The organism is Cupriavidus sp. SS-3, assembly GCF_035818815.1.
Lineage (GTDB): Bacteria > Pseudomonadota > Gammaproteobacteria > Burkholderiales > Burkholderiaceae > Cupriavidus > Cupriavidus taiwanensis_C.
Window position 1 is genome coordinate 42,869 of the sequence record NZ_JAYLVT010000003.1, and the last position, 19,112, is coordinate 61,980.

At 65.0% G+C, this 19,112-nt stretch carries 20 protein-coding genes; 5 read left to right on the forward strand and 15 right to left on the reverse strand.

Features of this window, described 5'->3' with window-relative positions; translation table 11 throughout:
• Nucleotides 1–382: 382 nt before the first annotated feature.
• The 5 genes from U9J39_RS06090 to U9J39_RS06110 form a co-directional block, all read right to left on the reverse strand.
• Nucleotides 383–1,555 (reverse strand): JmjC domain-containing protein, encoded by a 1,173-nt coding sequence (locus U9J39_RS06090; protein ID WP_326346755.1) that lies wholly within the window; start codon nucleotides 1,553–1,555, stop codon nucleotides 383–385.
• Nucleotides 1,556–1,564: 9 nt separating this feature from the next.
• Complete coding sequence (locus U9J39_RS06095; RefSeq protein ID WP_326346756.1) at nucleotides 1,565–2,926, reverse strand: ABC transporter ATP-binding protein; 1,362 nt, start codon at nucleotides 2,924–2,926, stop codon at nucleotides 1,565–1,567.
• A 49-nt stretch (nucleotides 2,927–2,975) separates the two neighbouring features.
• Nucleotides 2,976–3,869, reverse strand: coding sequence for an aKG-HExxH-type peptide beta-hydroxylase (locus tag U9J39_RS06100; protein ID WP_147299311.1), 894 nt, complete (start codon nucleotides 3,867–3,869; stop codon nucleotides 2,976–2,978).
• A 58-nt stretch (nucleotides 3,870–3,927) separates the two neighbouring features.
• Nucleotides 3,928–4,089: a hypothetical protein gene (locus tag U9J39_RS06105; protein WP_172581725.1), complete on the reverse strand. Its 162-nt coding sequence runs from the start codon at nucleotides 4,087–4,089 to the stop codon at nucleotides 3,928–3,930.
• A gap of 533 nt (nucleotides 4,090–4,622) precedes the next feature.
• Nucleotides 4,623–5,456 (reverse strand): substrate-binding domain-containing protein, encoded by an 834-nt coding sequence (locus U9J39_RS06110; RefSeq protein WP_326346757.1) that lies wholly within the window; start codon nucleotides 5,454–5,456, stop codon nucleotides 4,623–4,625.
• Nucleotides 5,457–5,599: 143 nt separating this feature from the next.
• Here U9J39_RS06110 and U9J39_RS06115 point away from each other — a divergent pair, with 143 nt between their 5' ends.
• The 5 genes from U9J39_RS06115 to U9J39_RS06135 all read left to right on the forward strand — a co-directional run bounded on the left by U9J39_RS06115 (nucleotide 5,600) and on the right by U9J39_RS06135 (nucleotide 11,200).
• Nucleotides 5,600–6,697, forward strand: coding sequence for a substrate-binding domain-containing protein (locus tag U9J39_RS06115; RefSeq protein ID WP_326346758.1), 1,098 nt, complete (start codon nucleotides 5,600–5,602; stop codon nucleotides 6,695–6,697).
• A 108-nt stretch (nucleotides 6,698–6,805) separates the two neighbouring features.
• Entirely contained in the window at nucleotides 6,806–7,405 is a 600-nt protein-coding gene (locus tag U9J39_RS06120) for a DUF4126 domain-containing protein (protein ID WP_115708746.1), read from the forward strand.
• Between the two features lie 85 nt (nucleotides 7,406–7,490).
• Nucleotides 7,491–10,106 (forward strand): ABC transporter permease, encoded by a 2,616-nt coding sequence (locus U9J39_RS06125; RefSeq protein ID WP_326346759.1) that lies wholly within the window; start codon nucleotides 7,491–7,493, stop codon nucleotides 10,104–10,106.
• Between the two features lie 36 nt (nucleotides 10,107–10,142).
• Nucleotides 10,143–10,559 (forward strand): group II truncated hemoglobin, encoded by a 417-nt coding sequence (locus U9J39_RS06130; protein ID WP_115679806.1) that lies wholly within the window; start codon nucleotides 10,143–10,145, stop codon nucleotides 10,557–10,559.
• A 44-nt stretch (nucleotides 10,560–10,603) separates the two neighbouring features.
• A complete protein-coding gene (locus tag U9J39_RS06135; protein WP_115708749.1) occupies nucleotides 10,604–11,200 on the forward strand; it encodes a DUF924 family protein in 597 nt (198 codons plus the stop codon).
• A gap of 34 nt (nucleotides 11,201–11,234) precedes the next feature.
• Here U9J39_RS06135 and U9J39_RS06140 read toward each other — a convergent pair whose 3' ends face one another.
• From U9J39_RS06140 to U9J39_RS06185, 10 genes are all read right to left on the reverse strand, one after another.
• The gene (locus U9J39_RS06140; protein WP_116312319.1) at nucleotides 11,235–11,819 is read right to left on the reverse strand and encodes a TIGR00730 family Rossman fold protein; all 585 of its coding nucleotides are present in this window, start codon (nucleotides 11,817–11,819) and stop codon (nucleotides 11,235–11,237) included.
• On the reverse strand, nucleotides 11,816–12,517 hold the full coding sequence (locus U9J39_RS06145; protein ID WP_115708753.1) for a TetR/AcrR family transcriptional regulator: 702 nt from the start codon (nucleotides 12,515–12,517) through the stop codon (nucleotides 11,816–11,818). Before U9J39_RS06145 ends, U9J39_RS06140 begins: the two co-directional genes overlap by 4 nt.
• Nucleotides 12,518–12,624: 107 nt before the next feature.
• Entirely contained in the window at nucleotides 12,625–13,110 is a 486-nt protein-coding gene (locus U9J39_RS06150; protein ID WP_115708754.1) for a diacylglycerol kinase, read from the reverse strand.
• Entirely contained in the window at nucleotides 13,037–14,176 is a 1,140-nt protein-coding gene (locus U9J39_RS06155) for a glycosyltransferase family 4 protein (protein ID WP_116312320.1), read from the reverse strand. Before U9J39_RS06155 ends, U9J39_RS06150 begins: the two co-directional genes overlap by 74 nt.
• A gap of 83 nt (nucleotides 14,177–14,259) precedes the next feature.
• Nucleotides 14,260–15,237: a UDP-2,3-diacylglucosamine diphosphatase gene (locus U9J39_RS06160; protein WP_115679811.1), complete on the reverse strand. Its 978-nt coding sequence runs from the start codon at nucleotides 15,235–15,237 to the stop codon at nucleotides 14,260–14,262.
• A gap of 129 nt (nucleotides 15,238–15,366) precedes the next feature.
• Entirely contained in the window at nucleotides 15,367–16,347 is a 981-nt protein-coding gene (locus tag U9J39_RS06165; protein WP_326346760.1) for an esterase/lipase family protein, read from the reverse strand.
• Entirely contained in the window at nucleotides 16,344–16,877 is a 534-nt protein-coding gene (locus tag U9J39_RS06170) for an RDD family protein (protein ID WP_116313248.1), read from the reverse strand. Before U9J39_RS06170 ends, U9J39_RS06165 begins: the two co-directional genes overlap by 4 nt.
• A gap of 119 nt (nucleotides 16,878–16,996) precedes the next feature.
• A complete protein-coding gene (locus U9J39_RS06175) occupies nucleotides 16,997–17,794 on the reverse strand; it encodes a DUF3106 domain-containing protein (RefSeq protein ID WP_116312323.1) in 798 nt (265 codons plus the stop codon).
• 1 nt (nucleotide 17,795) lies between these two features.
• Nucleotides 17,796–18,227: a DUF3619 family protein gene (locus U9J39_RS06180; protein WP_062797732.1), complete on the reverse strand. Its 432-nt coding sequence runs from the start codon at nucleotides 18,225–18,227 to the stop codon at nucleotides 17,796–17,798.
• Entirely contained in the window at nucleotides 18,224–18,793 is a 570-nt protein-coding gene (locus U9J39_RS06185) for an RNA polymerase sigma factor (RefSeq protein ID WP_115708758.1), read from the reverse strand. The genes U9J39_RS06180 and U9J39_RS06185 overlap by 4 nt, the downstream gene beginning before the upstream one ends.
• Nucleotides 18,794–19,112 lie beyond the last annotated feature (319 nt).

Consider the following 19,112-nt stretch of genomic DNA (forward strand, 5'->3'; position numbering starts at 1 on the left):
GCGCAGCACGGAGTAAATCAGGCGACTTTGGTTACGATACAGGAAATCCGGCATCTGGCAGGCATGTTGCCTGCTTCGATTGACGTGGATGTGTATCGTCTGCCAGAGAAGGCGTGGCTGGTTGAGTTTCAAATGGGTGAGCGACACTTCGTCCTTTCAACCGTACGAGGTTCGGTGCGCCATTGGCGTCAACTCGAACCTATTCTGGATTTTCTCTGTAGACATCGCGAGACTCTGCGGAACATTCGTATTCACGCGATGGTGTGCCTGCCCGGGACGAGGGAGAAAGGGGGGGGCTTCATTTTAGAGCGAAGAGGCGACGATGGCAGAGCGTATTGAAAAGTCACGCATGTTATATCTGGTGCGTATATATAACAGTTGCTCACATTTTCGAAATTAGCCCTTTATCCAATAACCCCTCGATTGCCTTGATGGTCCCCACTGTGTCAGGTCGGTGTTTCGGATCGAATGATTGAATGTCTTTCAGCGTGCTAGGGGCTTTGTGAGAGAGGTGCTTTAATATTTCGTGCTCCAGTTCGCTAATGCAATGTTTGCGGCCTAAGGCCGAGATCACGCGTGTTGCAGTTCGTTCATCGTCGTGAACTGGTATGAACGTGTATGGGAGACGGATGAAGGAATCTCCAGGTGTCACCCGATTAAGATGAGGAAATGCGGGATTAATTCTGTGTGCGGAATATCGTGAGTAGTATTCACTTAGGAAGGTTGGTACGATGTCACTTTTTATTTCCGTGTGAAGGAAATCGGCGCAGAGATTGGCGACATTATCCGGATCATCGTCACTGCGAATATCCTGAAAAGGAATGCTGTAGCGGCGTTGCATCAATAGCCAACTGACGAGATCGGATATCGTTGGAAAAACGATACTGATGGTGATGTGAAGGCTTGGCGTGTTAAGTGCCGCTACGTCGTGCCAGGTTCCCTTCGGCACAAACAATACGTCGCCCTCTTGTATCACTATGCGGTCGCCCTTGTCTGCAGTTCCAGGAGCAGCTAAGTCACCCACTTTAGCCTTCTTAGGAGATGCGGACGTACGGAAGAACTCCCATTGCTTTTGACCGCAGAATTGAACAACGATCACGTCATGGTCATCGTTGTGTGGTCCAAAACCAGAGGACGAGCCGAACGAAAAAAAGGCGTTAGCCGAAGAGCGCGCGTGGAGCCTTGTACTAATCTCGGATGTCAGTACTTCGAGTGGAGGAATCAGTTCCTGGGTCGCCTCCAAAACGCCAGTAACTCCGAGCCCCATAAGTCGATGTAGCGCGCTGATGGATAGGACATCTGTCGGGCGTCCGAACTGGTCTCGGCCTGGCCGAAAAGCTAGCATATTTGCGGTCTGGTAGTCATCCGCTAGAGAAAGACGCAAACGATCATTGGTGATTCTATGAGTAGCGAGCAATTCGTTGAGACGATGCCAAGAAAAGATGGACTGCAACTTCCTAGGATCAACTTGGCCTTTCCAGAAACTTCTGTTCCGGTAGCTTCGTAACAGCTCTTCTGAGCCCAGGATGGCTTCCACTAAATATGACTCTTCCATAGTTAGCTCCTAATGTCTGATTTCGACTATTACTTTGTGCTGGCTAAGGGACTCCAAGATGTCATGTATTGCGTTGGTGTTTGATGCGTCGAGATTCGCATCCCATTCATCAAGAAGGAGATACTTTGCCTCGGGATACTTGGAAATCTCTAGCAAATGCTCGACTGCCCGTTCGCCCGTTGATTTCTCAATCCCGGTGGCGCGCCAGTGCAGCTTGCCGTTTTGGCTCGGGACAAAAATAGCATCGCCAGACAAGGCTTGCTTGAGGATCTGCAGCAACGTAGATTTTCCAGCCCCATTGGCGCCCTGTATCGTAAAACGCCCATGATTGCAGCTTCGCACTATTTCCACCACCGACTTGTATTCGTATATTAGTGTGCCGTTGAAATAAATATCTCCGCGAGGCTTCGTGGGGAAATGAGAAGGGCCACCAAATCTCAGCTCTGGGCTCATCATTACCCGTATACGCGCATTCATCGCTGAAAAATCCAAAATTTGATTGACTAGACCGCTTAGAGAGTTGAGGATATGGAAAATCCGCGTTAAATTGACCACAATTGCGGCGATCAAAATTGGCTCGGCTGAGTTGCTTTGAACGGCAGCGACGATGAGATAGGTGGTCGGCACCAGAGAGATTAGAGCTAGTGCCAGATTTCCAGCTTGCTTCAAGCACTGCAGCTTGTTTGACTCTCGATAGTACTTCTCCGAAAGTTGTTCTCGATAATCGCTCCATAGATCAAAGTTATATCTATTTCCCAGAACAGAGTTATCCCAGACCTGACAGAGTGCTTCGCCATAGGAAATCAGGGCAGTTTCAGTTCTTGTTGATAATGAATGAACGCTCGGACGTAGCAATAGGATCAGCGTGATCGATGCAAGTACACTGATCGTATACCCCTCCACGAGATTCGCCGGCAGCAGGAGCGCCAACACGACGATGCTAAGCGCGCTGTTCAAGAACAGGGTGGCGAACTGATGCAAAAACGTCAGATAGTCCTTCAATACCGCGAATGAATTCCTCGAATAGGCGGCCTCGGTGGCTTCTCGGAGTGCATTGTCGCTGTGCTTGCCTGTATGTTCAAAAATGGTCTCCGGCAGGCGAGCTGAGAATCTACGATGAGCTTGATTTATCCAGGCTTGCAAGGCGAGATAGGATACACAGCCGGGAAAATAAGGAAGCACCATGGACAGAAGATATTGGAATAGGTAGGACCGATAGTCTGCCCCTGCTTGGAATGCTTCGATCAAGCGAGTCAGAAAATACGATGACGCAGCAATGATTCCCTGGTGGACCAAGATAAGGATAAGTGTCCAACCTGCCGCCGAAAGGAGGAAGAGGTCTTTCCACTGGCGCGATTCGAGGTCAGTCATGCGGCTGACTCCTATTTTCCTCATTGGCGTTTATCTCCTGCGAGTCAATCTAATGCAGCGTTGCGGTCCAAGGGTTATGTATAAGCGCGGCATAGCTTCGCTTTACGCTTTCGAGGATTTCAAAGGCGCGATCTAGAAAGATCCCGCTGCTCGCCGATTTGCTCTGAAGCACGGCATCCATTGAAGCCAGGGATTCACCCACATATCTCATTAGCATCGGCGTCGGCGGGTGAATTGCCGGACGAATGGGATGACCAAGAATCTGCTCCCGCAGCAGCAATATTTCGGTTGCAACCACTGCACTATGCAAAACCTTATCAAGCGGGCGTGAGACATGAAGAATCGCCGATTGAGCCCACGTTCGCTTGTCGAGCATGGTCTTGTAGTCATAGTGTGCATGACGCAATTCGTCCAAGAACATCTCGTGATGTGTGAGTTCGTGCACGAGCATCTCAATGACATCATGCAGGCTATATTGAAGTTTCGGATTTGCCCATATCACACCCAATGCGCTGGACGTTGAGCCTGCTCTCGCGATTTCCGACGGGAGAATAAATATGTCGGTGATAACGGTGTCGAACAGAAGTCGGTGTTCATTGGAGTGCAGAGCGAGCTCTTTTAGTGCACGCTTGAGCAGGGCCCGCTTCTCTGTTGCTTGCGCATCCCGACACGTTCTGATGACTTCTGATTGTTTTTTGTCATTTAGTAAGGAGTCATTTGTGAACACGGAGCGAAATTGATTCGCTTCTCTCGCGCTTGTGATGATCCTAGTAGCACCAGGCGACCCGCTTGGACGCCGATTTTGTACATGCTCGATGAAACTGCGATAGGCACTTTGGATGTCGCCAATGGAGGTTAGGGAGCGAGCGGTGGACAGATCTTGGGCGCCGATCAGGGTCACCAAGTTGCTGATTTGAGACTGAATTCCAAATTGCAAAAGCATGATCCACTCCTTTTGGGGGAAGTGACGGCGCCCCCGTGGGGCGCCGCTTCTGCCGATGTCAGCTTTGATCTTCGTACGCAATCATGTTGAGGGGTTGATTCATATTCCAAGAACGGCCTTGAATCTGGCGTTCGATTTCTCGCGCGGCCTTGTCAATATCCTGATCCGTGGCTTCCTCGACAGATGATTGGATGATGGTGTCGATATCCATATCTTGCATGATAGCTCCTTTAGATAAACCTCTTTAAGTTGGCAATCAAATTCGTGGCGTTTGATGGGAAGCTTCTTTGGGAAAATTCCTGTGAGAATCCCGATGTAAGGTAGATAAAAAATGTCTACCGCTACTTTTTGCCCCGAAAGTCTGCAAAAGGGATCGAGTTGGAAAAAGGGAGATCCAGCCTTTGCCTAAAGGATGGTAGGAAATGAGCTGGAATGATTCAATGCTTGCATCAAGGTTTATTAGTTATTCGATATTTGATGCTTGTTTCTGAAATTTGATGGGCAAATCAGAAAATTGCTGCGCATTGTGGCAATAGCCAGAATCCGTGAGTCTTCTCTGGTGAAGAATGGCGCTCTGTCGGAGGCAGGTAGAAGCAGTTTCTGGTAGCAACGCTCAGAGACTGGCGATGAGTTGGCTGCAGACCGAAATGTAGTCCGCGAAGATCGTATGGCGACCAGATAACGCTGTAAGAAAGTTGATCTGGATGGTTGCTGGAGTGAGGTGAGGTCCTGAGGCAAGCCTCACGCTGGGTGCTACTTCGTACTGTTGTTTGGAAAAAACAGCTGCTCCCCACCTACCTTGTACCCCGCAATCGCGTCCTGTCCTTCACGTGACGTGATCCACTCCACCAGCTTCATCGCATCCTTGTAATTGGTGTCCGGATGCCTGGCCGGGTTGACCGCGATGATCCCGTACGGGTTGAACATCTTCGGATCGCCCTCGATGGCGATCGCAAGCCCGGTCTTGGCGCGGTAGGCGCCATAGGTGGCGCGGTCCGACAGCGTATAGGCCGGCATCTGCGCGGCCATGGTCAGGACCTCGCCCATGCCCAGGCCGGCGTTGACGTACCACGGCTGGCCCTTGGGCTCGATGCCCAGCTGCTTCCAGTAGCCCTTTTCCATCACGTCGGTGCCGGAATTGTCGCCGCGCGAGATGAACTTGCTGCCGCTGGCGGCAAGCTTGCGGAAGCCGGCCAGCACGTCCTTGCCGCCCTTGACCCCAGCCGGGTCGCTGGCCGGCCCGACCACGATGAAATCGTTGTACATGACATCGCGCCGGTTGACGCCGTAGCCGGCGGCGACGAAGGCATCCTCCATCTTGCGCGCGTGCACCAGCAGCACGTCGACATCGCCCATCTCGCCCATCTTCATGGCCTTGCCGGAGCCGACGGCGATGACTTTCACCGTGACGCCTGATTTCTGCTCGAAACGCGGCAGCAGGTGCTTCAGCAGACCAGAGTTCTCGGTGCTGGTGGTGGTGGCGAGCTTGATCTCGCCGGCCTGCGCGGCCGACAGCAGGCCGAGGCACAGCAGCGGCACGGCAACGTGGCGCGCGCGGTGGCGCAAGGATTGGGCACGGCGGGGCATCGGCGACTCCTCGTTATTATGTTCTTGCAGACATAATTGATTTTGCCTTCGGATCTCAGGGAGAATTCGGCAAAACAACATAAGAATGGGGTATTCATTGTGGTCCAGCCGAGATCGACAAGTAAATATGTAGCGGGGAACCTATGACCTTCCGCTTCGACCTGTTTCCGGTGATCGCCTCCGACGACAATCCGCGCGCCAATGCCAAGGTGTTCCAGCTGCTCAAGGCGGTGCGCGAAACCGGATCGCTGCACCGTGCCGCGCGCGAGATCGGGCTGTCGTACCGCCACGCCTGGGGCGTGATGCGGTCGTGGGAAGAGATGCTCGGCCGCAGCATGCTGGATATGGAGCGCGGGCGCGGCGCCTCGCTGACGCGCTTCGGCGAGCGCCTGCTGCGCGCCGAGCTGCGCCTGCGCGAGTCGATCGAGCCGGCGGTGCAGCGCGCCATGGCGGAGTTCATCGCCGACCTGGACGACGCCCAGCAGCCGCAGTCGTGCCTACATTTCACCGGCAGCCATGACCCGGCGGTGGAAGTGCTGGCCGCTGCGCTGGGCACTGCCGGCAGTCCGCTGCAGCTCGACACGGTGTTCTGCGGCAGCGTGGAAGGGCTGATCTGCCTGCAGGAGCGCCAGTCGGAGCTGGCCGGGTTCTATGTTTCGCCGGTGCAGACCGCGGGCTCGGTGGCGCATGTGACCCTGCGCAAGTGGCTGCGGCCCGGCGCCGTGCGGCTGCTGCGGCTGGCGTGGCGCGAGCAGGGCCTGATCCTGGCGCCCGAGCTGGCGCGCGAGGTGCACGACCTGCGCGGCCTGGCGCGCAGCCAGGCGCGTTTCGTCAACCGGCAGCGCAGCTCGGGCACGCGCATGCTGTTCGACCAGCTGCTGGCGGCCGAGGGCCTGTATCCCGATCTGGTCAACGGCTACGACGAGACCGAGTTCAGCAATGAAAAAGTGGCGGAAGCGGTGCACAGCGGCCGCGCCCAGGCGGGTTTCGGGCTGCGCATGAACGCCGAGGCCCACGGTCTGGCGTTCGTGCCGCTGACGCGCGAGGCCTATTACCTGGCGCTGCGCAAGAACGACCAGACCGCCGCCTGGATGGCCGCGCTGCTGGCCTTGCTGGCCGATCCGGTCTTTGCCCGGCGCATCGAGGCGCTGCCCGGCTATACCATGGCCGAGCCGGCGGGGATCCTGACCCCGCAGGAGGCGCTGCCGTGGTTTGGCCCGGACGGCAAGGAAGGCAGCTGAGCCAGGGCCGGGCCGATCCCGGACCGGTCGGGCCGGTCCGTATTACACTCCCTGCCAGGGCGCGCCGGTCTCTGCGCCGGCCCGCGCCGGACCCTTGCAAGGAGCGCCATGCTGGAAACCGCCGCGCTGGCCGCGGGCATGTCCTGGGCCAGCGGATTTCGCCTGTATCTGGCCGTGCTGGCCGCCGGGGTGCTGGCGCGGCTGGGCTGGCTGGAACTGCCGCCGGGGCTGCAGCCGCTGGAGTCCTGGTGGGTGATCGGCGTGGCCGCGGTGCTGGCCGTGGCCGAGTTCGTCGCCGACAAGGTGCCGGCCTTCGACACCGTCTGGGACGGCATCCATACCTTCATCCGCATTCCCGCCGGGGCGATCCTGGCCGCCGCCGCGTTCGGCCAGCTGGATCCGCAATGGGTGGTGGCGGCGGGCCTGGTCGGCGGCACGCTGGCCGGCACCGCGCATGCCGTCAAGGCCGGCACGCGCGCGCTGATCAACGTGTCGCCGGAACCGTTTTCCAACTGGACGGCCTCATTCACTGAGGACCTGACCGCCACCGGCAGCCTGCTGCTGGCCTTCTTCGTGCCGGTGCTGTTCCTGGTCCTGCTGGCGGTGTTCCTGCTGGGCTCGGTGTGGCTGCTGCCGAAGTTGTGGCGCGGGGTGCGCCGCCTTCATGCCAGCCTGCGCGGCGGAGCCCGGCATGACGCGCCGCGCTAGCGGCGCGGCCGTTCCTGCCAGCTTTTTTGCATTGCCCGACTGACCCGAGGCGCACCGGCGCCAGCAACCAAGAACCAACCAACCGATGCCCTCCGAGTCCGCCATCGACGTCCCGGCCACTGCGGCCCAACCCGCCGGACTGCACGCCGCCACCGGCGGCAAATTTTCCGCCTGGCGCCAGGCGCTGCGCATGGCCCGGCGCGACTGGCTGGCGGGCGAGCTCTACCTGCTGCTGTTTGCGCTGGTGCTGGCCGTGGCCGCGCTGACCAGCGTGGGCTTCATGGCCGACCGCATGCGGCTGGGCCTGGAGCGCGACGCGCGCCAGATGATCGCGTCCGACGTGCTGCTGGTCGCCGACCAGCCCTTCGATGCCGCCTTCGCGCGGCGTGCGCAAGCGGCGGGGCTGGCCGTGGCCCAGACCGTCACTTTCCCGAGCATGGCTACCGCCAACGGCAAGGCGCCGGCCGGCGGCGACGCCCCCAGCCAGCTGGCCGCGCTCAAGGCAGTGAGCGACGGTTACCCGCTGCGCGGCAAGCTCAAGGTGGCCAGCGCGGCGGGGGCGCCGGATGCGCCCGCCGAAGGCATTCCCGCGCCGGGCACCGTATGGGTCGACGAGGCGCTGCTGGGCGCCCTGGGGGTTGCCGTGGGCGACACGTTGCAGCTGGGCAGCCGCAGCTTCCGCATCGACCGCATCATCACGCAGGAACTCGACCGCGGCACTGGCTTCATGAACTTCGCGCCGCGCGTGCTGATGCCGCTGGCGGACCTGGACAGCACCGGGCTGATCGGCTGGGGCAGCCGCGTGACCTACCGGCTGCTGGTGGCCGGTCCCGACGCCGCCGGCGCGGCCTTCCAGAAATGGGCGCAGGACGAGATCGAACGCCGCAAGCTGCGCAACACGCGGGTCGAGTCGCTGGAATCCGGCCAGCCCCAGATGCGCGCCACGCTGGACCGCGCCGAGCGCTTCCTGTCGCTGGTGGCGGTGCTGTCGTCGATGATCGCGGCGGTGGCGATTGCCATGTCGGCGCGCCGCTATATGCAGCGCCACACCGATGCCTGCGCGGTCTACAAGTGCCTGGGGCTGTCGCGCGGGCAGATCCTGCGGGCCTTCGGACTGGAATTCCTGCTGGTCGGCGCGGCCGGCGCGCTGGCCGGCGTGCTGCTCGGCTACCTGGCGCACTATGGGCTGCTGCTGTCGCTGGGCGGGCTGCTCAAGGTGTCGCTGCCGCAGCCGTCGCTGCTGCCTGCGCTGGTGGGCGTGCTGGCGGGCCTGGTGCTGCTGGCCGGGTTTGCGCTGCCGCCGCTGCTGGCGCTGACGCGGGTGGCGCCGCTGCGGGTGCTGCGGCGCGATATCGGGCTGCCGCCGGTGTCGGCCTGGGTGGCCTATGCGCTGGGGCTGGGCGCCTTTGTCGCGCTGCTGCTGGTGGCGGCGCGCGACCTGCGGCTGGGGCTGACCACCGCCGGCGGCTTTGTCGCCGCGGGCGTGGTGTTCGGCGTGCTGGCGCTGGGCCTGCTGACGCTGCTGTCGCGGCTGCTGCGGGGCCGCCTGCGCGGGCGCGCGGCGGTGGGATGGCGCTTCGCGCTGGCGGTGCTGGAGCGCCGCCGCGCGGTCACGGTGCTGCAGACCGTGGCGCTGGCGGTCGGGCTGATGGCGCTGCTGCTGCTCGGCATGACCCGCAACGACCTGGTCGATTCGTGGCGCCAGGCCACGCCGGCCGACGCGCCCAACCGCTTCATCATCAATATCCAGCCGGACCAGCGCGAGCCGCTGCGCCAGATGCTGGCCGGCGCCGGCATCACCGACCTGCTTTATCCGATGGTACGCGGGCGCCTGACCCATATCGGCGAGCGCACCATCCGCGGCGACAGCTTCGAGGACGGGCGCGCGCGCAACCTGGTCGAGCGCGAATTCAACCTGTCCTATACCGATGCGCTGCCGGAGGGCAACCGCGTCATCGCCGGCCGCTGGTCGAACGGGTCCGACGGTGCGGAGGCGGGCGCATCGGTGGAAGAGGGCATCGCCAAGACCCTGGGGATCCGGCTGGGCGACACGCTGCGCTTCGACGTGGCCGGGCAGCCCGTGCAGGCGCGCGTGACCTCGCTGCGCAAGCTCGACTGGGGCTCGATGCGGGTCAATTTCTTCGTGATCCTGCCGCCGCGGGCGATGCAGGGCATGCCCGAGACCTACATCACCTCGTTCCACCTGCCGCCCGCGAGCGCCGCGCTGGGCAACCGGCTGATCGCCGCCTTTCCCAATATCACCGTGGTCAACACCGACATGATCCTGCGCCAGATCCAGGACATCCTGGACCAGGTGATCGCGGCGGTGGAGTTCCTGTTCGTGTTCACGCTGGCCGCCGGCGTGACGGTGCTGTACGCGGCGTTGTCCGGCGCGCGCGACGAGCGCATGCGCGACGCGGGCCTGCTCAAGGCGCTGGGTGCTTCCGCGGCGCTGGTGCGGCAGACGCAATATGCCGAGTTCCTGGTGGTGGGCGGCCTCGCCGGCCTGCTGGCCAGCCTCGGCGCGATCGCGGTGGGCTGGGGGCTGTCGCAGTTCGTGTTCGACTTCCCTTACCGCTTCAATGCGTGGATCGTGCCGGTCGGCGTGGTTTCTGGCATGCTGTGCGCTTTTGCCGGCGGCTGGCTGGGCTTGCGCGAAGTGCTGCGCCAGCCTGCGCTGGCGACCTTGCGCGATGCCTGAGCCCGCGTGCCGCTGCCGCCGCAGACCGAGTGTGTGATGAGTACTGAATCCGACGACAAGCCCGGCAATGCCGAGGTCACTGCCTTTGAACTGGTGGGCGGCGAGGCGCGCGTGCGCGAACTGGTCGACCGCTTCTACGACCTGATGGACCTGGAGCCGCAGTTCGCGGGGCTGCGCGCGCTGCACCCGCCGTCGCTCGACGGCTCGCGCGACAAGCTGTTCTGGTTCCTGTGCGGCTGGCTGGGCGGCCCCAACCACTTTATCGAGCGCTTCGGCCATCCGCGCCTGCGCGCGCGGCATATGCCGTTCGAGATCGGCGTCAGCGAGCGCGACCAGTGGATGCGCTGCATGGCGCTGGCGATGCAGGACATCGGCCTGTCCGAAGACCTGCAGCTGCGCCTGATGCAGGCCTTCTTCCAGACTGCCGACTGGATGCGCAACGTGGCGCGCTAGGGCGCCGAGGCTCCCGTTTCTACACCGAGAGGTTTCCCCTGCCGATGACAGCCCAACTGCCTGAAGACGCCCTGCGTGTGCTGGATTTCTGGTTCGACCGCCCCGGCTCGGCCGCCTGGAATACCGCGCGGCCGCAATGGTTCACCAAGTCGGATGCGTTCGACGCGCAGATTCGCGCAAACTTCCTGTCCGACTGGCAGGTCGCCTGCGACGGGGCGCCTGACGACTGGTCGGTGACGCCCGAGGGCGCGTGCGCGCGCGTGGTGCTGCTGGACCAGTTCCCACGCAACATGTTCCGCAACGATCCGCGCAGCTTCGGCACCGATGCGCTGGCGCTGGCACTGGCCCGGCGCATCGTCGCCTCCGGCATGGACCGCGCGCTGCCCACCGACTATCACCGCATGTTCTGCTACATGCCGTTCGAGCATTCCGAGGCGCTGGAAGACCAGGACGAGGCGGTGCGGCTGATGACGCAGCTGCGCGATGCCAGCGGTGGCGCGGTCGACGTGGTGGAATGGGCCGACAAGCATCGCGCGATCATCGCGCGCTTTGGCCGCTTCCCGCATCGCAACGCGTTACTGGGCCGGCCTCTCACGGCCGAGGAACAGGCGTTCCTGCAGCAGCCGGGCTCGTCGTTCTGAGCCGGGCCGGGAGGCCCGGCCCGGCGGGGCGCACTCAGGTCTTGTCGCGCGCCTCCTGCCACTTGTCGACGCGCACGCGCGGCGCGGCGGCCAGTTGCGCCAGCAGGCCCGCGGGCGTGTCGCCGACGTGCAGCAGGTCGGCGTGTACCTGCTTCAGGAAGCCTTCGCGCACCGCGTGCGACAGGAAGCCCAGCATGCCGTCGTAGAACCCGGCCAGGTTCAGCAGGCCCACCGGCTTGGCGTGGTAGCCCAGCTGCAGCCAGGTGAAGGTTTCGAACAGTTCCTCGAAGGTGCCCACGCCGCCGGGCATGGCGACAAAGGCATCGGCGCGGTCGGCCATCATCTGCTTGCGTTCGTGCATGTTGCGCACCACGTGCAGCTCGGTCAGGCCGCGGTGGCCGACTTCCTTCTGCATCAGCGCTTCCGGGATGATGCCGACGGCCCTGCCGCCATGTTCCAGCACGGCATCGGCGACGATGCCCATCAGGCCCACCTTGCCGCCGCCGTACACCAGCGTCAGGCCGCCTTCGGCCAGGGTGCGGCCGAGCAGGCGCGCGCCCTCGGCGTATTCGAGACGGTTGCCGGGGCTGGACCCGCAATACACGCAGACGGATTTCACTTGGCTTCCTTTGCCGCGCCGGCGGCGGCCTTGGCTGCCGCGTAGTCGCGCGCCAGCTGGTCGAATGCCTCCCGTGCCCGGCCGCGCAGATACGGGGCCAGGATCGAGAAGATGTGGTAGCTCGAGCCGTGCAGGTAGCCGCGGATCTGCTCGGGGTCGTTGTACTGGCGCGGATGCTGCACGAACTGGAACGACAGCCAGTAGGTGGCGACCACCACCATGTTGGTGCAGATGGCCTCGACCTGATCGGGCGTGGCTTCCATCTCGCCGTCCTCGATGAACTGGCGGCAGATCTCGTGCGCAAAACGCTGCTTCTGCTCGACGATGCGCTTGAAGTTGGTCTCCAGCATCCGGTTGCGCGCCAGCAGGTCGTTGATGTCGCGGTACAGGAAGCGGTAGTTCCACAGGAACTCGGACATGTACTGCAGGTAGCCCCAGCTTTCGTCGAGCGTGGCCTTGTGGTCGTCCGGCATCTTCAGGCGGCGCTCCATCTCCTGCTCGAAGCGCACGAAGATCGAGTTGATGATGTCGTCCTTGTTGCGGAAGTGGTAGTAGAGATTGCCGGGGCTGATCTCCATCGCTTCCGCGATCGTGGTGGTGGTGACGTTGGGCTCGCCGACTTCGTTGAACAGGCGCAGCGAGACGTCGAGGATGCGGTCCCTGGTGCGTCGGGGGCCGGTTTGCGGTTTCGGTTCCATGGGCGTCCGGGCGATCGGTGCGATCGGTAAGTCGGGGGCAGGGTTGCGATTATAAGCAATCGGCCTGCCTTGCCCATTCTGTGCCCCTCGGTCCCCCGCGGGCCGGCTCAGCCCGCCAGCGCCTGCACCCACCGCAGCACGTGCGGTCCGGCAATGGTGATCCAGGTGCCGCCGCACAGCACCAGCGCCAGCATCACCGCGGCGCTGCCGAAGTCCTTCGCGCGCTTGGACAGGCTGTGCCGCTCCAGCGAGATGCGGTCGACCGCGGCCTCGACGCTGGAGTTGAGCAGTTCGACAATCAGCACTACCAGCAGCGTGCCCAGCAGCAGGATGCGCTCGACCGCCGTCACCGGCACCAGGAAGGCGCACGGCGTCAGCAACACCACCAGGGTCAGCTCCTGGCGGAACGCGCTCTCCTCCAGCACCGCATAGCGCAGCCCCGACAGCGAATTGATGGCGGCATGCCAGGCACGCGCCAGGCCCCGGTTGCCCTTGTGCGGATTCTGGTCGACGGAGTAGTCAGCGCTCTGCATGGCGGGCGGCGGCCTCTGCATTGGCGGGTCGGACGGCAGTTCCGGATGCGGTTTCGGCATGGGTTTGCGGGGCGGAAGGCTGGGCTGTGGCGGGTTGGGCCGCTGCGCCGCCCCGGCCTGGCCTGGCGGCGGCGAACGGCCGCAGGTGGGCCAGGAACTGCTCGGACGCGGCGCGCCACGAGAAACGCTCGGCGTGGGCCCGGGCCGTGGCGCGGTCGATGCGCAGCGCTTCCAGGCAGGCCTCGCGCAGGTCTTCGTGCATCACGCCGGCGGGGCTGTCGCCGAGCACGTCGATCGGGCCGGTGACCGGATACGCGGCCACCGGCAAGCCGCTGGCCAGCGCTTCCAGCAGCACCAGCCCGAAGGTGTCGGTGCGGCTCGGGAACACGAACACGTCAGCGGAAGCATACACCCGCGCCAGCTCGGGCTGGCTCAGCACGCCCAGATAGTTGGCGCCGGGATAGCGCGCGCGCAGCGCCGGCAGCGCCGGGCCGTCGCCGACCACCCATTTGGAGCCGGGCAGGTCCAGCGCCAGGAATGCCTCGACGTTCTTCTCCACCGCCACGCGGCCCACGTACAGGAAGATCGGGTGGGCGGTGTTGAGCACATTGGCGCGCTGCGGCGTGAACACGTCGAGGTCCACGCCGCGCGTCCACAGCACGGCGTTGGTAATGCGGTAGCGCCGCAGGTCGTCCAGCACCACCGGCGTCGGCGCCATCACCGCCTGGGCGGGGCCATGGAACCAGCCGAGGAAACGGTAGGTCCACGCCAGCGGAATGCCGAAGCGGGCCTGCACATATTCCGGAAAGCGCGTGTGGTAGGCGGTGGTGAAGGGCAGCTTGCGGCGCAGCGCGTGGCTGCGCGCCGCCAGCCCGAGCGGGCCTTCGGTGGCGATGTGCAGCGCGTCGGGGCCGAAGGCCTCGATGCGCCGCCGCACGCGCGCGCCCGGCAGCAGCGACAGCCGGATCTCGGGGTAGGTCGGGCAGGGCACCGTGCGGAATTCCTGCGGAGTGATCATGTCGACCGTGTGGCCCATCGCCTCCAGTTCGCGGCGCGTCGACTTGAGCGTGCGCACCACGCCATTGACCTGCGGTTCCCAGGCATCGGTGACGATCAGGATCTTCATGCAGCCTCCTTGGGCGCGGTGGAAGAGCAATGCGGATGGCGCCGGGCAGATGGCGCCACGCGGAAAAACGTTACCGGCGCGGCTCAGCCGGCCACGGCAGCGCGGCGCCGGCGGCGCATGGCGGGCGCGGGCGCGTCGAGCAGCCTGGTCCAGTAGACGATCTTCAGTTCGCCTTCGAGGGTTTCGACCAGTGCCGACAGGCTTTCGACCCAGTCGCCGTCGTTGCAGTAGAGCTGGCCGTTGACCTCGCGGATCTCGGCCTTGTGGATATGGCCGCAGACCACGCCGTCGCAGCCGCGGCGGCGCGCCTCGTCGACCATCGCGCTTTCGAACGCGCCGATGTAGTTGACTGCGTTCTTGACCTGGTGCTTCAGGTACTGCGACAGCGACCAGTACGGAAAGCCCAGGCGCGCGCGCAGCCGGTTGAAGTGCCGGTTGAGCGCCAGGATCATGGTGTAGAGCGAATCGCCCAGGTAGGCCAGCCAGCGCGCGTGCTGCACCACGCCGTCGAACAGGTCGCCGTGCACCACCCACAGGCGGCGCCCGGTGGCGGTCACGTGGATCGCCTCCTCGCGCACGGTGATGTCGCCGAAGGCCATGCCGTCGAACTGGCGCGCGGCCTCGTCGTGGTTGCCGGGCACGTAGATCACCTCGGTGCCCTTGCGCGCCTTGCGCAGCAGCTTCTGCACCACGTCGTTGTGGCTTTGCGGCCAGTACCAGCCGCGGCGCAGCTGCCAGCCGTCGATGATGTCGCCGACCAGGTAGAGCTGGTCGGATTCGTTGTGCTTGAGGAAATCCAGCAGGTAGTCGGCCTGGCAGCCGGGCGTCCCCAGGTGGATGTCCGACAGCCAGATGGCGCGGTAGCGCTGGATCGGGTGCGGCTCGGGGGGATAGGTTTCCTGCGCTTCGCGCGGCGGCGCCAGCGCGGCGCCATCGAGTGCCGGCGCCATGAAGGCGCTCACCGGCGCGGCGGGGCCGCTGTCAGCGCTGCGGCGCAGCCATGGCGCCAGTTGCGAGGCCTTCGACAGATACCCGCGGGCAGATCGGATTGCTTGCACCATGCCAGTCCCGGTTGCGGCGATGGCTGCATTCAGCCATTCAGCAATGACGCGACGGTGACGAAAACATGACTGACATGTGAATCGTTGCGGCTGCGGGACAGCCGCTGCATGGGCCGACTCGCGGCCGGCTCAGCGGCCGCGCGCGGACAGCTCGGCCAGTGCGTCGAGCACGGCACGCACGGCGGCGGGATGGCGCAGCAGCGACACATGGCCGATGCCGGACAGCGGGATATGGCCGGCGCCGTCGAGCCAGCCGGTGCAGGGCGGGCCCGCGATCGAATCATGCCAGCTGAAGATCGAGATCATGCGCGCGCGCAGCCGCGGCGTTTCGGCGGCCGCGAGCGCGCGCAGCCAGGGGCTGCCGCAGCGCATCTGGCGCGCATTGTGGCCGCCGCCAAAGCGCGCCAGCGCGCTGCCGTGGTGCGGGCTGCCCAGCGTCACGATGCCGGCGCAGAGGTCCTCGTCGCCGGCCAGTTGCAGCGCGGCGCGCGCGGCCAGCCCGCCCATGCTGTGGCAGAGCAGCAGCGGCGCGCGCCCGCTTTCGGCGCGGATGCGCCGCATCGCGGCCAGCAGCGCGCGTGCGTAGTCGTCGATGTCGCCGAACACGGGTTCCAGGTCGATCCCATGGCAGCGGTAGCCGGCGGCGGCCAGCGCCGGCTGCATGTCGAGCCAGATCGCCTGGCCGCAGGCGTAGCCGTGGACCAGCAGCACCGGCGGGGCATCGCGGCCGGGCCGGGCAGGATCGGCCGGCGCAAACGGTGCCCGTGCGCGGAAGGGCTGCAGCCAGTCGAACATGCGCAGCACCGCCAGGCATTCGGTTGCGTAGCAGCGCAACGCCTCCGCCGGCCGCAGCGGCCGGCGGGTGGCGGCAAGTTCGGCGGGCGGCGCGGGCGGGTGGTCGCCGCGTGCGACCCACAGGCCGCGCCCGCTCAGCGCGAAGGCGATGGCAATGCCGGAGGCGAAGCCGCCCAGGATCAGCCCCGCGCCGGCGGCGAGCGCACCGGGCCACGGCCAGGCGGCGGTGCGAACCAGCGCCGCGGCAATGCCCAGCGCCGCGGCCGCCTGCGCGGTCACGGCGACGCGGCGGATGCCGGCGGCGCCGAGGCTCATGGCCTGGTGCGCAGGTCGGTCAGGCGCGTGCCGGCCAGGCGGTCGTGCAGGAACTGGCGGCGCGGATCCAGCCAGGCCAGCAGGATCCAGACCAGCAGGCCGGCGCACAGCACGCCGACGAACGGGCCCTTGACCAGCCCGAGCAGATGGCCGACGGCAGCCGACGGCGGCAGCCACAGCCACGCCAGCACGTAGCGCAGCGCCGCCTGCGGCCAGCGCGGCGGCGACCCGGCGGCGTTTTCGACGCGCATGCGCCAGGTCTGCATCGCCAGGGTCTGGCCGTTGCGCTGCCAGAACCAGGTGAAATACAGCCCCATCACCAGGAAGCTCCACAGCTGGATCACCAGCGGCCCGTCCGCGCCCAGCTTCTGCAGCAGCGGCCGTACCAGCAGGTAGGCGGCGGTCGAGGCGCTCAGCACGCCGAACAGCAGCGCGCCTTCATAAAGCATGCAGGCGATGCGGCGGCGCAGCGGCGGAGCGGCCGGCGCGGACGCGGCGGGGGGGACGGGGTCGAGGGTGGCAGCGGGCATCGGTGGCGGTCTGAACAGGGCGCTGGCGCGCGGCAAGCGGGTGCCGGTGCGGGCCTGGCGAAGCTGGCCCGCGTGCGCTGGCCGGCCTCAAACGGCCATTATGCCAAATGGCCTGCGAATTACTGGCGCACGGTCGCGTCGGACGCCGCGGCCGTCGCTTCGGTGGTGGCCTGGACTGCCGCGGTGGCCGGCGCGCTGGCCGCGGGAAGCGCGGCGCTTGCGGGCGTTGCCGGAGTGGCAGCGGCGGGGGCGGACGCCGCGGCCACGGCAGTTGCCGCGGCTGCGGGCAGCGCCGCACCCTCGCTGGCCGGGTGGGCAGCGTGGCCCGCCCCCGCCTTGTGTTCATGGCGCAGCTGGCGGCTGGTGTCGCTGGGCAGGCGCTTGCCGCTGGGCAGCGCGCTGACGGCGCCGGGGCGGCGCGGCACGTGGTCGGCGGCGGCCAGCTTCTTCTTCTGCTCTTCAGGCAACTGCTGGTACTTGTCCCAGGCCTCGGCCTTCTTCTCGGTCGGCAGCGAGCGGGTGATCTGGTAGTTTTCGCGCGCCAGCCGGCGTTGCTGCGGAGTCATCCTGACCCACTCCGCCATGCGCGCCTGCAGCCGGGCCTGCTCGGCCGGCGAATATTTCGGATAGCGCGCGGCGATGCGCAGCCACTTGTGGCGGTTCAGCTCCGGCAGGCTGTCCCACAGCGGCTGCAGCGGCGCCAGGATGCGCTGGTTGACGGGGCTCAGGTCGGCCCAGGCGGGCTTGGCGCCGACCGGCTGGGCCGGGTGGGGGGCGGTGGCTCCGACTGCCGCGGAAGCGCCCTGTGCCTGGGCCGGCGCGGGAAGCAGCCCCCAACACGCGGCCGCGCCGGCGCCGGCCAGCAGGGCGGCCAGCCGGCGGCGCAGGGCGTCGGGGCGGGGAAGCGGGGGCGCCATGCTATTGCCCGTGCTTCAGGAACACGTGGAAGCCCTCGTCGGCATAGGCCGTGGGCGGCAGGTCGTCGAGCAGCATGGCGGCGTCGATATCGGCCAGTTCCTCGATGCGCTTCTGCTCCTGCCAGTGGTAGATGCCCACCAGGCCGGCGCCCAGCGCGACCAGCGTCCAGACCAGCCCCAGCCGGCGCAGCCAGGCGCCGGCGCGATGCAGCGGCGAGGCGTCGTCGTCGAACAGCGGCGCGTGCGCGCCCGGCATGGCAAGCTGCGGCACCAGCACGGGCGCCTCGGCCTTTTTGCGGGCGACCGCCATCCGGCGCGCGGCGGCGAGCCGTTCGGAAATGTCGGCCGGCAAGGCGTCGGCGCCGGCGTCGAGTGCCGCGCGAACCTCATGCGCAAACCGGCGCTCGCGGATTTCTTTGTCGTTTCTGCTCATAGTCGGACCCCCCGTGCGCGCAGGGCCTGCGCAAGTGTATGCGTGGCACGGGAACAGTGCGTCTTGACGCTGCCTTCGGAACAGCCCATCACGGCCGCGGTTTCGGCGACGTCCATATCTTCCCAGTAACGCATCAGGAATGCCTGGCGTTGACGCGTGGGCAGGCGCTGGATCTCCTGCTCGATGATGTGCATGACCTGGGCGCGCTCGACCTTGTCGGCGCTGCTTTCGGCCGATTCCGAGCCGACCTGCGCCTCGAGCGTCTCCAGCAGGTCGCTGTCGTCGCCGCCGTCGCGGTCGTCGCGCAGGCTGGAAAACAGCGAGACCCAGGTATTGCGCACCTTCTGGCGCCGGAACCAGTCATGGATGGTGTTCTGCAGGATGCGCTGGAACAGCGGTGCGAGTTCCGCGGCGCTCTTGTCGCCATATTTTTCGGCCAGCTTGATCATGGCGTCCTGGACGATGTCCAGCGCCGCCTCGTCGTCGCGGACGGCGAATACGGCCTGCTTGAAGGCGCGCCGCTCGACGCTGGCAAGAAAGGCGGACAGTTCCTGGTCGGTGGCCATTCAGGCGGTTGGGGCTTGTTGCGCCGGGACCCGGGCCCGGTTCTGGTGAATGTGCTGCCGAGGGCGCGCAGCGCCCCGAGGTGCTGGGATGCTAGCAAAATTTGGCCGCGCTGTACCGTTTTGTATGGCGGGGCAGACATGGCGCTGGTCAAAAGTTTTTGCAAATCCGGGGAACTTGCCGATGCGGCGGTGTAAACAACCGTAGACCGCGCTGGTGCATTGCAGTATCATCGACGGTTCACACGACATCAGTGGTTGTCTCATCCGGCCGCTTATGAGGCGGTCTTCCATGCAGACGCGCACCGCTTGAACCCGAGCC